This is a genomic window from Methylomonas methanica (genome assembly GCF_001644035.1).
GTDB lineage: Bacteria > Pseudomonadota > Gammaproteobacteria > Methylococcales > Methylomonadaceae > Methylomonas > Methylomonas methanica_A.
This window is the reverse complement of record NZ_LUUG01000011.1, coordinates 26,460-40,722: the sequence shown is the minus strand read 5'-3', so window position 1 is coordinate 40,722 and position 14,263 is coordinate 26,460. Positions and strand designations below refer to the sequence as shown.

The following is a 14,263-nucleotide window of genomic DNA, read 5'->3' as shown; positions in this document are numbered from 1 at the left end:
CAAACCATCGAGCACATAGGTCGAATCGCGGATACCGACATTCACGACTTTGATGTGATATGGGGCGTACTGGTCGGAAATGTGGGTATAGAACAATCGGCCCGGCTCGCTGCCATACTTCGGATTGACATGACCCGAACTTTCGCCCTTACCGCCCGCCCGGAAACGCTGGCCGTCAGAAGACGAGGTCGAGCCATCGCCCCAGTTTTCGGCAAACGCATGATTGAACTGGGCATTCACTAACTCGGCTAATCCGGCGGAATAGGTTTCGTCCCGGATATGCCAGGCTTGCAGCCACGACAGTTTGGCGTAAGTCGTGCCGGGGCAAGACTCGGCCATTTTGGTGAGCCCCAGATTAATGGCGTCGGCCAAGATGGCCGATAGCAACAAAGTGCGGTCTTTAGTCGGCTCTCCATCCTTTAAATGCACAAAATGCCGGCTGAAGCCGGTCCAGTCATCCACGTCCATCAATAATTCGGTGATCTTGATGCGGGGCAGTAACATGCCTGCGTGGTTGATCAATTGTTGTGCCGCTTCAGGGACGACGGCATCCAATGGGGTGATTTTCAGCCCGGAATCGGTGATGATGGCATCGGGAAGTTCATTGGCCAATGCCAAACGGTTTACCGTGCTCAGTTGTCGTTCGAGCAACTGCAACCGATCATGCAGGTATTGTTCGCAATCCGGATTGACGGCGACCGGCAATACTTTTGCCTGTTTGAGTTCTTGGAATTTCACGGAAGGCAACAGGTATTCGTCGAAGTCGCGGAATTGCCGGGAACCCTGTACCCAGATGTCGCCAGAACGAAGCGCGTTTTTCAGTTCAGTGAGCGCACAGATTTCATAGAAGCGACGGTCAAGCCCTTGGTCGACATGTACCAGCGACTTCCAGCGCGGTTTGATAAAAGCCGTCGGAGCATCAATAGGCACTTTGCGTGTGCCGGTACTGTTCATAGTGCGGATCACCGCAATGGCATCTAGCACATCCTGCGCCGCCGGTGCCGCGCGTAAAGTCAGCATGTCCAGGAAATCCGGCGTATAGCGGCGGAGAGTGCTGAATTGCTCAGCAATCAAATGTAAGTGGTCGAACGCTGCGGGCTTGGCCAATTGATCCGCTTCGATGATGCTTTGCTGGAAGTCGTCCCAGGAAATTACGGACTCGATTGCGGCGTAAAGATCGCTATCCGATTGCTTGGCATCCAACAAGGCATGGCCGATTTTTGAAAGTAATCGTACCTTGTCGTTGATCGCCTTGCCCTGTTGTTGGAACTGATGTTGATGCTTGTGCTTGGCTGCGCTGAATAACTTCAACAGGATACGGTCGTGTAGATCGATAATTTCGTCGATAATGGTAGCCGTGCTTTCCAAGGTTACGGCCACCAGTGTGGCGTATCGGCGCTCGCTTTCAAACTTGCCGAGGTCCTGCGGCGTCATTTGCCCACCTTCGCGCGCGATTTTTAATAGCCGGTTCTGGTGAATGTGCCGACCAATGCCATCCGGCAAGGCAATTGCCTGAAAGGTTTTCAGTCGCTCGATGTGCTCTAGCATATAGCGAGAATTGGGCTTCAAAGGCGACTGGCGTAGCCAAATCAACCAAGTCGTGTTGGAATCCGGCTTGATTTTCAGCAGTTCGTCGAGCCGTTGTCGATGCAGCGCCGTGAGCGGCTGAGCCAATGCCCGGTAGATGCCGCGATTCGCGCGAGTGATGGCTTCGGCACAGCCTCGCTCGATCACGGTAAGCGTCGGTAGAATAACCTTGCGTTGGCGAAGCGCTTCCAAGGCATAGGCCGCTAACACCACACCCTTATCGGTTTGCATGGCGAGATCGGCCAGCGTTTTCACTACAAATCGGAAATCGGACAAACCGAACGCCGATAAGCCGAGATAGCCGCGCAGGTCCTGGAAATGTTCGCGCCGCGTTTCGTCGCGCTCGCCGTATTTTCGCCAAGCGCCAGGATCGGACTTGATTTGGCTGGCGATCCATTGGATAACCGGCTCTATTACTGTCGCATTAGCGGCTAGCGCGTAACCAGGGTAGCGTAGTAGGCAGAGTTGCACCGCGAAACCGAGGCGGTTAGCGTCGCCCCGGCGCTGCCGAATCAGGGCTAAGTCGGACTCGTTGAAGGTGTAATGGCGGATCAAGTCGTTTTGAGTGTCGGGCAAGGCCAGTAAACTGGCCCGTTCCGTAGCGGACAAAACCGAGCGCCTGGACATGATTACTGAGTGCTTTTTAGATATTGGTATAGCGTTTCCCGGCTAATGCCATACTCACGGGCTAACTTTGCTTTCTGCTCGCCGGTACCGGCACGCTGTTGCAGCTCTGCGACTTGCTCGGGCGATAACGATTTCTTACGTCCTCGGTAAGCGCCGCGCTGTTTGGCCAGCGCAATGCCTTCGCGTTGCCGTTCGCGGATCAGTGCCCGTTCGAACTCGGCAAACGCCCCCATGACCGACAGCAATAAATTGGCCATCGGCGAATCTTCGCCGGTGAACGTGAGACACTCCTTGACGAATTCGATGCGTACGCCGCGCTTGGTTAACTGCTGTACCAAGCGCCGCAAGTCATCCAGATTTCTCGCCAAGCGGTCCATGCTATGCACCACGACCGTATCGCCTTCTCGGACAAAGGCCAGCAGATCTTCCAAAGCTGGCCGTTCGGTGTCTTTGCCGGACGCCTTATCGGTGAAAACCTTACTGACCTCGACCTGTTCCAATTGGCGTTCCGGATTTTGATCAAACGTGCTGACTCTGATGTAACCAATCCGATGCCCTTGCAAATGAACAGCCCTCAAAAAACCAAAAGTGTCAGGATAAAATCTATAACCTTTGGCGGCAGGTGTCAATATTTACAAAAATGCATTCTATCCTGACGCCAAAGCAGCGCACAGTCTGACATCAGGATAGGGTATAGTCTTAACTGACACCGCCGCCCATAGCTTGGTACAGAGCTGCGCTATCGACAAGGCGCTGTGCCTGAGCCGCGATCAAGTTAATTCTGGTCTGTTGCGCCGCTTGTTGTGCGATCAGTTGCTGAACGTAGCTGGCTGCACCCAGTGCATATTGCCTCTGCACGGATTGCAAAGAGCCCTGTGCCGCAGCATCGGCGGCGGCCAATGCCGCCAATGCCTGGGCATCGTTCTCCAGTGCGCGCAGGACATCGGCCACATTGCGCAGGGATTCGAGCACCACGCTTTGGTAATTGGCTGCCGCGGCATCGAACGCGGCCAATGCCGCGCGCTTTTCGGCGGGCAGTGCGGGATTAAAGAGCGGCTGAGTAAGTTGTCCAAGGACGTTCCATATTGCCGAACCGGGGCCGAACAATGCGCCTGCAACCAAGGTCTGCGTAGCGAGATCGGCGCTGAGATTAAGTTGCGGATACAGCTTGGCGATTGCGCTGCCGTATTCCGCGTTGGCCGCGTGTAACAGCGCTTCTGCGCCCAGGATGTCGGGGCGGCGGCGCACCAACTCGGAAGGTACGATTAGGGGTAAATCGGACGGTAGGGTGAATTCTTCCAGCGTGAAAGTAGGTAATCGCCCATCTCCCGGGGCACGGCCGCTGAGTGCGGCCAACAGATGTTCATTCTGCTGGTTCTGTTTGCGCAACACAGGAAGGCCGGCGCGAGTCTGTTCCACTTGGGTTTGCAGTGCCAATACCTCATCCGGTGCGCCCTGGCCAAGACGCACGCGTTCTTGGGTAATGTGCAATTGTTCATCTTGCGCGCGAAGAATGGCCTCCGTAGTCTGTATTTGTGCCGCAAGCCTGGCTTGGGTGATCGCGGCGGTAACGATGTTGCCCGCCAAGGTCAGCTGCGCACCTTCCATTTCGTGGCGACGATACTCGGTTTGGGCGACTAAGGCTTCCAATGCGCGGCGGTTACCGCCGGCAAGATCGAGTTGGTAATTTACGTTAACACCCGCGTTAAACAAACTGAATTCCCGCGCCTGGTCATCTTGCCCCAATACGATGGGATTAAAGCGTTGTCGTTGAGCACTGAAACCGGCATCGACTTGGGGATACATCATCGCCCCCTCCTGCGCCGCATGGATTTCCTGCGCCTGACGTAACGTGGCTCTTGCGGAAGCCAGCGTTGGACTGGCCTGAAAAGCCTGTTCTATCAGCGCGTCGAGTTTGGAAGATCCCAGATCACGCCACCACTGTGCACTCACATTTAAGCCGATCCTAAAGTGTTGTGCCCCCCCAAAAGCCGTGGCTGCGGATGCCGTTTGAGTTGACAAAGGGGTTGCGGTGTAGGCTGGCATATCGGGGGCGGCCGGTGGTTTGAAATCGGGCCCTACGGTACAACCTGCCAGCAATCCGGCAAAAATGATGACTGTATAGGTCCGAACCGTCATGTGATCGGTCTTCGATCTATCAATGCCGTGACGGTGTATTCCTTCAACGTTGCCCATAAAAATGTTCCACGAACGATTGACGAAAACTCTGATGGCAAGCCAGGCAACTGCTTTGCAGATTCGCAAAGGCTGTGATCACGCCTTGTCCATCGTTCCGAGAGGCAACTTGTTCCAGCGCCCGCGCAGCTTGATGCGTTATTTCGTCATGACTTTCGAATGTGCCCATATTGGTGCCAATGAACGTCAGGATACGCATCTTCTCGATAACGGGCGGCTCTGGATGCTCGGCGATCTGTGGCGCAATTTTGGCGACCAAAGCCCAATCTTCACGAGAAATAGCGTCTGAGATGGTCTGCATACTCCTACCGAGTTCTTGCATGATCCTTTTTAGTTCTAACGGCTTAACTTCGGTATCTCCATCAGCCCAAGCATGCGAGTAGATACCGGCTATAAATACGCTGGCTGCAATGACAGTCAATAGATTTTTCGGGAAGTTTTGGTATGTCATAAAGCACCTTGAATTTAATTGTTTTCTCACTCAAATCCTCGTCCTTCGCCGACTTCCTCATGGGCCACGCCGTCTCGGATATGGTAGATGCGTTTGAAGGTGGGAATAATTTTTTCATCGTGGGTGACAACGATGATGGCGGTCTCGAACTGGCTTGCCATGTCGTTGAGGATACGGATAACGGCCATGGCCCGTTCACTGTCGAGCGGTGCGGTGGGCTCGTCGGCAAGAATCACAGGCGGGCGATTGACCAGCCCCCGCGCGATGGCAACGCGCTGCTGTTCGCCGCCGGAAAGCTGCGACGGCATGGCACGGGCGCGGTGTTGTACATCCAGTGCGGTGAGAAGCTCCAGTGCTTTCGCACGCGCTTTACTATTGGGAATCCCTGCCAACATCGGCAGCAGTGCAACGTTGTCGGTCACATCGAGAAAAGGAATCAGGTAGGGTGCCTGGAATACGAAGCCGATCTTGTCGCGCCGCAAGGCTCGCAGGTCACGTACTTTCCAGCCGTTGTCAAAGATCACCTCATCACCCAGAACCATACGGCCGGCAGTCGGATCGATCACCGCCCCCAGACACTTGAGCAGGGTGCTCTTACCGGAACCTGATGGACCGATGAGTCCTACCACTTCACCAGGAGCAACCTGCATGTCCACGCCCCTCAAGGCATGAACAGCGGTATCGCCCTCGCCGTAGCGTTTCTTTAAACCTTCAATGTGAATGCCTTTGCCGCTCACCTTAGCCTCCTATGGCGTCGGCCGGATCGACCTTGAGCGCCATACGGATAGCAACAAGGCTGGCCAATGCGCAGATTGCCAGCACAGCGAAAAAACCGGCGACGGAATCAAGTGGCTCCAACAGCACATACTTGGGGAAAATCGGCACCCAAAAGGTAGCGGTGATTTTCCCCACCACAAAACCTATAGTGCCAAGCGCAAGCGACTGCTGCATGATCATGCCGGCAATGGTGCGGTTCCTGGTGCCGATCAGTTTAAGCACCGCGATTTCCCGAATTTTTCCCAAGGTCAAGGTATAGATGATGAAAGCAACAATGGCCGCGCTGACGATGCTCAGAATCACCAAAAACAAGGCGATTTGCCTGGCTGATTTATCGATTACTTTGTCCATCAGAATAGATTCCATCTGGGCACGGGTATAAACCTGCAGGCGCGTCCAGCGGCGAATCGTTTCGGCTGCATCCTCAGGGAGTGTGCCGGGTTTGAGCTTAACAAGTACCGCATTAACATAGGTGTTGGTACTTTGCGATGCGTTCACCACAGCGAGTAGATCGGGAATGCCTGGACGATTGAAGTCCGGGTTCTCGGCATTGCGGCGGCGCTGCTGAACCAGGGCATCGTTGTCTTTCAGAAATTGCGCTTCTTGTGCGTCTTTAAGCGGGATGAAAACCATCGGATCACCGTTATAAGACACCGTGCGTTTGGATAATCCGACGACCGTGTAAAAATTGCGGCGGATTCGGATGCGCTCACCGAGCTGAAATCCGCTGGAAATATCGGCAATGGCTTCATAGTGGCTACGGGTGATATGTCGCCCGGCGACGAGATACCGGGGCTGTCCCGGCGTACCCGGCTTGCCGGCCGTGACGCCAACCACCATGGCGCTAACATCCTGATCGCCGTGACCTACCTGCATAATCAGATAGGTGATATTGGCTGCGTATTCTACCTCCGGCATATTCAGCAGACTGCGATACAGATCGTCGTACAGACTGGACGATTCGGCATAAGGCCCCTGAGTGCCCTGTTGCACCACCCACAGATCCGCGCCTGTATTGTCCAGCATCACCTGTGCATCGTCGACCATGCCTCGATAGATGCCGGCCATACTGAGCGTCACGCCGATCAATAAGCCTAATCCGACGCCGGTGAACACGAATTTACCCCAGGAATGGAGAATATCGCGGCCCGCCAAGCTGATCATCGTGCGGCACCGGGAATGTGTTCAACCACATGAATTCGGCTGTGTGTGGTCAGCGCCTTTTCGCTGTAAACCACTACCTGGTCGCCGTCCTTGAGGCCATCGCGTATTTGTATTTGGCCATCAAGATCAGCAACACCTAATTTAACGGGGGTAAAGTGCAGGTCGCCGTCCATAGCTTGCCAGACTCCAGCTTGCCCATTCTCACGATGGATGGCGGCATAGGGAATCACCGGGGCAACTGGTAGGGCAGGCAAGTCGACTGTGACTTCGGCCAGTTCACCCAGAGGCGGCAATGGATCGGGAGGCAAATCGAAACTCGCCTTGGCAAGCATTTCTTCAGTTACGGCATCAGCTTTGGGTTCCACCCGCAGTAAGCGGCCGGCCAGCACATGGCCACTGCGGGAGCGCAACACAATGCGGGCTGGCAGTCCGGCGGCAAGTCCGGCGGCACTGATCTGGTCGAAGCGTACGTTCAACCATAAACTTTCGGGATCGATCACTTCCACCACAGCTTGACCAGCAACGACAGTTGTGCCGGGATCAGCATCTCGGGAGCTGACCAAGCCATCAGCCGGCGCGATCAGACGCAGGTTACCCCGCTGCGTAATCAATGCCTCCCGGTCAGATCGGGCACGAGCGACGTCTTCATGGGCAACCGTAAGTACAGCATCCGCTATCTGCAATTCCTGTCGCTTGGTGTCGACTATTTCTTCGCTGGTCGAGCGTACTGCAAACAATTGTTCATATCGATGCAACTGGGCCTTCGCATACGCTTGCCGAGCCTTCGCTTCGCGCAATGCCGCTTCGGCACGCTTGAATGCCGATTCCTGCGAGTGGACGCGATCATCGAGATCGACCTGATCCATCTCGCCTAACACTTGACCGCCCTTCACCCGATCGCCCACATGCACCTCCAGACGTTGCACGCGACCGGCAACCGTGGGACCAATTTTGTAGGTATAGCGCGCCTCCACCGTGCCGATACCGAATAGCGCAGGGGCAATTGACTTTGACTTTACTTCCGCGACCGTCACGGTTACCGGTGCTAGCGGGCCGGATCGTAAGGCGACGTAGACGAAAAGCACAAGCAACGGCACAATAACTGCCATAAGCGCCAAGGTGCGTTTTTGTAGAGGCATGCGATTCATTGCGCACTCCGGATGCCACGCTGATAAATGGCAAAGACGCGTGGTGCATCGTGGCGGATACGCTCCACATTGCCGGCCAGCAGCGATTGCATGACCAGGCCTTGGATCGTGCCGATGAACAGGGTGGCCGCCGCTTCGGTATCGAGTGTGGCGGACAGCTCGCCGCAAGCCTTGCCCGCCTCGATCAGCCGGTGCAGGCGTTCTCCATAACGCCGGATCAAAGCTTGCACTATACGCTTGGGCGCGGTCTGCTCGGCACGTTGCAATTCTCCAAACATCATTCGGGGAACCCCTGGATGCTCGGCCACGAACTCGACGTGGCTCATGAATATCGCCTGCATCGCGGCTAGAGGCGATTCAATACCTTGTGCGGCGCAATCAATCCGGGCCAGAAGGCGTTCCGCCACCCACTCCATGACTGCCTGCCAAATGGCGTCCTTGGTCGGAAAATGACGAAACAACGCGCCCTGGGTCAGGTTCATATGCTTGGCGATAGCCGCAGTTGTGATTTCGCTGGGGTTTTGCGAACCCGCCAATTCAACCACCGCCTCGACTGTTACGGCCCGTCGTTCATCCGCAGGAAGATGTTTTACATGGGTATTCACGGTTGCCCTCAAAAGGATAGTAATTAATTACTATCTTATGATGATAAACAAATTATGCAAGCGGAAAATTATTCTGTGGAAGATCACGATGACTCAATTGTTGATCTAAGAGTATGTATTTTTCTAAAGTAAATGTACGCTACAGCAAGGCCGATTGCCCCTTTGCGGCCAAACATATCAATATATGTTTGGCCGCACTAGGCTCTAACACATGGTCTTGCCCACTTAGTGCATTGATTGCCATTACAACTCTTAAACTCTTACCATAAAAGCTTAGCGTACTATTTTTTCCGAATTCTGTGACTGCCCCTATAAAAATGGTTTTGGTAGAGGTAGATTAATATGAGCGAGAAAAAAGTTTTACAGCCTTTATGGGGCAAAGTAAGGATTCGTGCGATTTTGGGCAATAGCGGCTTAACTCATGCGATTTAGCGTCTGTGATGCACAAATATCATATTTAACCTACCGGAAAATATCTGTTTTCCGGTAGGTTAAATAAAACACCCTTATTGCCACTCAAAGCGCCCGCAAAAATGTATGAAAAAACAGTGTCGCTATGGTGTGTCATACGGAAAGGGTTTGCCGCGCATGATAATGGTCACTATTGCCCATTTTGACTTGAATCCTTACGGTCAGCCAACTTCGCAATCTTTACAGCCGCAGAGGTCATCTCGGCCATAATACCTTTTGCGCCCGAGATCATATCGACGATTTCTTTTCTCGCCGTGCGCGGGTGGCCTGCGTTCAAGGGGGGCTGAGGATCATATTCCATCGCAAGCTGCGTGAATTCGGCGGCATCCTGCCCCTTAAGGTTCGCGATGACTATCAGTCCTAAATCGATCCCCGCCGTGATGCCGCCCCCCGTAATTCGATTTCGGTCAACGGACACGCGTTCGTGGCTCGCCTCGATACCCAGAGCTTCCAAAGGCTCATAGAATGCCCAATGTGTAGCTGCACGATAGCCTTCTAGCAGCCCAGCCATGCCGAGAAGCACTGAGCCGGTGCACACCGAGGTAATATAACGGGCGGTCGAACCAGCATGGGCAAGGAATTCCAGAATCTCTTTGTCTTGCATGGCATCAACCGTACCAAAACCGCCCGGCACGAACAATACATCCAGATTGTTGGGAACATCGTCGAATGTGATCGAGGGATTCATCGAAACTCCCACGTCGGTTAGGACGGGATCCATATTCTTCCAGATGAGATGCGTTTGCCCGTTTAAGCTGAACGCCGTTTGTGGGCCTACAAGGTCAAGCAGCGTGAAGCCAGGATAGAGCAACATCCCGAATTGGAGCGGTTGGGGTTGTTTTTGCATGATTTTTTATCCTCATAGAGTTATGCCGAAGGGTGCTCGGCGAGGACTAAATTATGAAGTAAACATTATTTTACACCATTGGCTAAATTGCCTATATTCGACTGATTCTAGCCAAAATTAAAATTCATCTGCCATATTTGGATAAAACAAATCTTTTAGGATTTTTATGCATAAAATTGCAGTACTGGCGCTAAATAGTTTGGTATCTTTTGATCTTGCTATCCCTTGCATGATCTTTGGCCTCGTAAAACGCACTGAAGATAAAGATGCATATAGTGTCTATATATGCTCAGAAACAAAAGTGGTTAATGCAGGTGTTGTCGATCTATCCGTGCGATGGGGACTGGATCAGCTTGAGACGGCGGATACCGTCATTATTCCAGGGATTGCAGACCTGACATTGCCCATATCCGATACAGTTATTGCCGCGCTCAGAGTAGCTGCGGAGCGTGGAGCACGCATGGTGTCGATCTGCACCGGAGCATTCGTTCTTGCGGAAGCCGGTTTGCTCGACGGATTGCGGGTGACGACACATTGGAGGGAGGCAGGGGAATTGGCTCGCCGTTTCCCCAAACTAACCGTCGATCCTAATGTATTGTATATCGATAACGGTCAGATACTAACATCAGCGGGTCTTACCGCCGGCATCGACCTATGCTTGCATATCGTCCGTCTCGACCATGGTTCACGAGTGGCTGCTGATGCTGCCAGACTTGCCGTTATGCCGCTGGAGCGGGACGGCGGACAAGCCCAGTTCATTGTCCATGAAACGCCGTCATCAGCCACCACCTTACAACCTCTGTTAGCTTGGCTGGAAAATAACTTAAATCAGCCGTTAACCCTAGATGACCTTGCCCGGCAGTCAGCGATGAGCAAACGCACTTTAAGCCGTCGATTTATGGAACAGGTTGGAACAACGCCGTTGCAATGGTTGCTGACATCAAGAATACGCCGAGCACAACAAATATTAGAAACAACCCAATTATCCGTTGAACACATTGCCACCGCTACTGGCTTCGGCTCTGCAACGGCTTTTCGGGAAAGATTCAACCGCTTGGTCGGTATTAGTCCTCAGGCTTATAGACGTGCGTTTAATGGTAGTGATCAAAGCACATTCCATAAAGACGTTTAAATTATGTCGCACCCATACGGCGGATAAATTGTAAGGCGAATTCGGTTAGCAACCCACTAAGACGAAGCCTTGGAGTTCGTTTGGCAATTTTGCTTTTGAGCGTCGGCTTTGGTTGGCATATATTAAAGTTAGCTTTGTTGAATGGCAGGTTTTGCGCCAGAACCGGTCGCTTATTCTGACTAGAGACAGTCAGAATAAGCTTTGATGGGTGGTGTAAGACGACACTATTTGATGTCGTTGGCTTTTGCCTTGGTTTTTGCCATCAAGTTTGGTGGGAGACCGATAGGATCGAAATTTTTCAGTAACGGCACGTCGTCTTTGTTCAGCCACAACACATCCATGTTATAGGAACCTTGAGGCCCCCAACCGCCGAAGAATTTCTTGCCGTCCGGCGTGAACGACCAGCACATGTCCTCGCCAGCGGTGTTGATGGTGTCGCCGAGGTTCAAGGGCTCTTGCCATTCGCCCTTGGGATTCTGATGAGAAATCCATTCGTCATGACCGCCGCGAGACCCCATGTCGGGGCGGGTACTGGTGATGATCAGGCTTTTGCCATCCTTCGATAGCCCGGTCCAGTGCAAATGGTCGCGGTACGGCGAGTTGATGCGCGTTCCCAGACTTTGCGGTTTCTGCCAAGTGCCGTTTTTCTTTTCGACCTTCCAAATGTCACTGTCTTGGGTGACACCCGGTTGCTGGTAGCTGAAATAGATCAGACTGTCCGAGGCAATAATCGGGCAATGTTCCTCGCCAGTTGGTGTGTTCAGATGTGGTAATTCCGCCACTTCATTCCAACTCTTTGCAGCCTGCCAAATACCGTCAACTTTCTGTACTACATACAAATCGCCGGTCGAGAAATTACCCGGCTGGTATCGGGTGAAATAAATGGCATTACCGTCGTCGGACAGGCTGGGTTCCAGTTCCCACGCTTCGGTATTGATATTCGGGCCGACTTTGGGATCGATGCCCGGCCCCAGATGAATCGGCGTTTGCCACTGGCCGTTGATGTTGTGCGCCATCCAGAGGTCGAAGCTATAAGGGTTGCCTTTTGATTCGATTACGCCCGCTCGCGTGGACACGAACAATACGGTTTTGCCGTCGGCACTGTAGGTCATTTCAAATTCAGCGGCATCCGAATTGATTGGGGCGCCTATGCTTTTGGCCAACGAGGGCGCTTGAGCGCTTGGGCCGGACGGCATATCCATGCCCGGCATCGCATACGGCGTGCTCTGTCCCAACAGTAGCGCCAATCCAGCGATACGGAGATTGAGGTTCAGGGAGTTTGTTTTCATAGCGTGTGTTTTTTTGATTATGACGTGAATGTTGCTGTTTACTGAGCGCATGCTTTGGGTTTTTCCGTTTCGAACAAAATGGCTTGCATTGGATAGCGCATCGGGCTGGAGCCGAATTCTTTTTTAAAGGCACTCGCCAGTTCCTTGACGATTTCTTCCGGATCAACGCCACCCCGGTCCCTGATTTCGAAAATCACCGGTGTGTAGACCAAGGCGCGGGCAAACGCCGTCACATCGAAAATGTCGTATACGTGGCGTTGTACGGATATGACAATCGGATCAAAGCCAATTTGAATCAACTGTTCCTTGAGCGGATCGATTTGATGGCAGGAAACCGGATCGAATAAAAACTGCGGGGTGTCCGACGGAAAATATTGCTTGAGCACTTCAAAGCTCAAACTGGCAAAGGGATTGTAGCGTTCGGAGTCCCAGACGCGGAACAAGTAGCGGCCGCCCGGCTTCAAGGTTCGGTACACCTCGCGAAAGCCCTTGTCCCGATCAAAAAACATGATACCGAATTGACAGGCCACAGCATCGAATACTTCATCACCGAACGGTAATGCGGTGGCGTCGGCGTTTTGGAATACGATCTGCTCTCCAGGGTGAAACTTTTGCCGAGCCAGGTCCATCATCGAATCGCTAATGTCGATAGCGGTCAAACGAGCTTCTTTCTTCAACAAGTTGCGCAAGTGACGCGTCACGATGCCGGTGCCTGCGGCTATTTCCAGCACGTCCATAGGTGATTGTTCGGCGACGCGTCTTGCGGTATCCGAGCCGTAATGCTCGAACAGCACCGGGCCAAGATCGCGGTCATAGGGTATGACAACCTCATCAAAGTAACCAGACATAGTCAATTTCCCAAGTTGAATGAATGATATTGCAACCCAAAGCCTTCACTACGATTGAACGCCATACGTTTGGTCACAGCATTTTTAGGAGGGCGTTGAAATAGTAAAAAATAATTATATGACAATAAACTAATAATTAAAATGCATAACCAATGTCGAAATTAGCATAAAGGCTTTCGCAAATATGCATGCTCTAAATTGGGACGATCTTCGCTATTTCATCGAAGTGGTTCGCTCAGGCAATGTGACCGAGGCAAGCTTACGGCTCGGCGTTAATCAGTCAACCGTGAGTCGCCGAATTGCTCAACTCGAACACCAATCGGGGAAAGCTTTGTTCGACCGTACTGCAAAAGGCTGGGTCATCACGCCGATTGGGGAAAAGGTCGTTGCGCTTGCCGAAGAAATGGCGAACCAAGCCATAGCCATTCATCGAGAAATCAAAAGCGATGCAGAAAATGTTTCGGGACTCATATGATGTGGTTTGAATCACTTAAACAAACTGGGTTGCGCGGTATTATTAACGGACATTAGTAAAGATTTAAAAATTTTAATCGCTTCTTTTAAAGACGCCTCAGCAGCTACTGAATCACCGTTCTTAATTTCACGACGCGCATTTTTAAGTGCGTTGGAACCGCGTTCTTTTTTTGCTTCAACCGAACACCTTCCCAAGATGTCGCTGGCAGAGCTCCGCGTGGCATCAATATAATTTTGTGCCTCATCCAGATTATTCTCAGTCACTGCTTTCAATGCGGCTTCAAGGTTAACAATGGCATCGTTAGTCGCTTCCGTCGTCAACGCAATTTGAGTTTCTGTAACCGCTGCAACAGGGTTCGCAGCGCCAAAAAACAGCACTAAAAAACCGACAAGCAAGTATTTTTTTAATCTAATGGTCATGTTCTTACCTTTTTCTGTGTTGTTGTTTTCAGCTTTAGAAATAACGAGCATAAAGTCAAACATAAGGACCCGGTCTTGCAGGGCAATCATGCTTAAATTTGGTTGAAAAGGATATCTCAGCTGGTGTAAGGGGGTATATTTTTTACCCATCAAAGATGAATTCACCAAGCCCATCCATTCTCCATCATGTTCTGCCATTACAGATCCTCGAGTCGCTCTCCAGAAAA

Annotated in this window: 14 protein-coding genes; 2 read left to right on the top strand and 12 right to left on the bottom strand. The window is 52.3% G+C overall.

Annotation, left to right across the window (positions count from 1 at the left end; genetic code table 11):
- From A1332_RS00790 to A1332_RS00750, 9 genes are all read right to left on the bottom strand, one after another.
- Positions 1 to 2,214 (bottom strand): Tn3 family transposase (locus tag A1332_RS00790; protein ID WP_064006686.1); only part of this gene is annotated, 2,214 nt, incomplete at its 3' end.
- 2 nt (positions 2,215 to 2,216) lie between these two features.
- Positions 2,217 to 2,777 (bottom strand): recombinase family protein, encoded by a 561-nt coding sequence (locus tag A1332_RS00785; protein WP_064006690.1) that lies wholly within the window; start codon positions 2,775 to 2,777, stop codon positions 2,217 to 2,219.
- Positions 2,778 to 2,913: 136 nt separating this feature from the next.
- The gene (locus A1332_RS00780; RefSeq protein ID WP_231890172.1) at positions 2,914 to 4,410 is read right to left on the bottom strand and encodes an efflux transporter outer membrane subunit; all 1,497 of its coding nucleotides are present in this window, start codon (positions 4,408 to 4,410) and stop codon (positions 2,914 to 2,916) included.
- Positions 4,397 to 4,891, bottom strand: a complete 495-nt coding sequence (locus A1332_RS00775; RefSeq protein WP_231890171.1) for a cytochrome c — start codon at positions 4,889 to 4,891, stop codon at positions 4,397 to 4,399. The genes A1332_RS00780 and A1332_RS00775 overlap by 14 nt, the downstream gene beginning before the upstream one ends.
- Positions 4,888 to 5,598 (bottom strand): ABC transporter ATP-binding protein, encoded by a 711-nt coding sequence (locus tag A1332_RS00770; protein ID WP_064006684.1) that lies wholly within the window; start codon positions 5,596 to 5,598, stop codon positions 4,888 to 4,890. The genes A1332_RS00775 and A1332_RS00770 overlap by 4 nt, the downstream gene beginning before the upstream one ends.
- Before the next feature lies 1 nt (position 5,599).
- On the bottom strand, positions 5,600 to 6,802 hold the full coding sequence (locus A1332_RS00765) for an ABC transporter permease (protein WP_064006683.1): 1,203 nt from the start codon (positions 6,800 to 6,802) through the stop codon (positions 5,600 to 5,602).
- On the bottom strand, positions 6,799 to 7,950 hold the full coding sequence (locus tag A1332_RS00760; RefSeq protein ID WP_064006682.1) for an efflux RND transporter periplasmic adaptor subunit: 1,152 nt from the start codon (positions 7,948 to 7,950) through the stop codon (positions 6,799 to 6,801). Before A1332_RS00760 ends, A1332_RS00765 begins: the two co-directional genes overlap by 4 nt.
- Positions 7,947 to 8,555: a TetR/AcrR family transcriptional regulator gene (locus A1332_RS00755; RefSeq protein ID WP_064006681.1), complete on the bottom strand. Its 609-nt coding sequence runs from the start codon at positions 8,553 to 8,555 to the stop codon at positions 7,947 to 7,949. The genes A1332_RS00760 and A1332_RS00755 overlap by 4 nt, the downstream gene beginning before the upstream one ends.
- Positions 8,556 to 9,156: 601 nt before the next feature.
- Entirely contained in the window at positions 9,157 to 9,873 is a 717-nt protein-coding gene (locus A1332_RS00750; RefSeq protein WP_064006680.1) for a DJ-1/PfpI family protein, read from the bottom strand.
- Positions 9,874 to 10,039: 166 nt separating this feature from the next.
- Here A1332_RS00750 and A1332_RS00745 point away from each other — a divergent pair, with 166 nt between their 5' ends.
- Positions 10,040 to 11,005 carry a GlxA family transcriptional regulator gene (locus tag A1332_RS00745; RefSeq protein ID WP_064006679.1) on the top strand — a complete coding sequence of 322 codons (966 nt, stop codon included), beginning with the start codon at positions 10,040 to 10,042 and terminating at the stop codon, positions 11,003 to 11,005.
- A 224-nt stretch (positions 11,006 to 11,229) separates the two neighbouring features.
- On the opposite strand, the gene A1332_RS00740 is transcribed toward A1332_RS00745, so the two are convergent.
- Both A1332_RS00740 and A1332_RS00735 read right to left on the bottom strand, forming a co-directional pair.
- The gene (locus A1332_RS00740; protein ID WP_064006688.1) at positions 11,230 to 12,294 is read right to left on the bottom strand and encodes a TolB family protein; all 1,065 of its coding nucleotides are present in this window, start codon (positions 12,292 to 12,294) and stop codon (positions 11,230 to 11,232) included.
- Positions 12,295 to 12,332: 38 nt separating this feature from the next.
- Entirely contained in the window at positions 12,333 to 13,142 is an 810-nt protein-coding gene (locus A1332_RS00735; protein WP_064006678.1) for a class I SAM-dependent methyltransferase, read from the bottom strand.
- A 184-nt stretch (positions 13,143 to 13,326) separates the two neighbouring features.
- Here A1332_RS00735 and A1332_RS00730 point away from each other — a divergent pair, with 184 nt between their 5' ends.
- Positions 13,327 to 13,617 (top strand): LysR family transcriptional regulator, encoded by a 291-nt coding sequence (locus A1332_RS00730; protein WP_064006677.1) that lies wholly within the window; start codon positions 13,327 to 13,329, stop codon positions 13,615 to 13,617.
- An 11-nt stretch (positions 13,618 to 13,628) separates the two neighbouring features.
- Here A1332_RS00730 and A1332_RS00725 read toward each other — a convergent pair whose 3' ends face one another.
- Positions 13,629 to 14,234, bottom strand: coding sequence for a hypothetical protein (locus A1332_RS00725; protein WP_064006676.1), 606 nt, complete (start codon positions 14,232 to 14,234; stop codon positions 13,629 to 13,631).
- Positions 14,235 to 14,263 lie beyond the last annotated feature (29 nt).

What these genes read in the sequence shown, in the direction of transcription:
- A1332_RS00780 (WP_231890172.1), bottom strand. Translation starts at nt 4,410, where the DNA reads ATGGGCAACGTTGAAGGAATACACCGTCACGGCATTGATAGATCGAAG.
- A1332_RS00765 (WP_064006683.1), bottom strand. Translation starts at nt 6,802, where the DNA reads ATGATCAGCTTGGCGGGCCGCGATATTCTCCATTCCTGGGGTAAATTC.
- A1332_RS00760 (WP_064006682.1), bottom strand. Translation starts at nt 7,950, where the DNA reads ATGAATCGCATGCCTCTACAAAAACGCACCTTGGCGCTTATGGCAGTT.
- A1332_RS00750 (WP_064006680.1), bottom strand. Translation starts at nt 9,873, where the DNA reads ATGCAAAAACAACCCCAACCGCTCCAATTCGGGATGTTGCTCTATCCT.
- A1332_RS00745 (WP_064006679.1), top strand. Translation starts at nt 10,040, where the DNA reads ATGCATAAAATTGCAGTACTGGCGCTAAATAGTTTGGTATCTTTTGAT.
- A1332_RS00740 (WP_064006688.1), bottom strand. Translation starts at nt 12,294, where the DNA reads ATGAAAACAAACTCCCTGAACCTCAATCTCCGTATCGCTGGATTGGCG.
- A1332_RS00735 (WP_064006678.1), bottom strand. Translation starts at nt 13,142, where the DNA reads ATGTCTGGTTACTTTGATGAGGTTGTCATACCCTATGACCGCGATCTT.
- A1332_RS00730 (WP_064006677.1), top strand. Translation starts at nt 13,327, where the DNA reads ATGCATGCTCTAAATTGGGACGATCTTCGCTATTTCATCGAAGTGGTT.
- A1332_RS00725 (WP_064006676.1), bottom strand. Translation starts at nt 14,234, where the DNA reads ATGGCAGAACATGATGGAGAATGGATGGGCTTGGTGAATTCATCTTTG.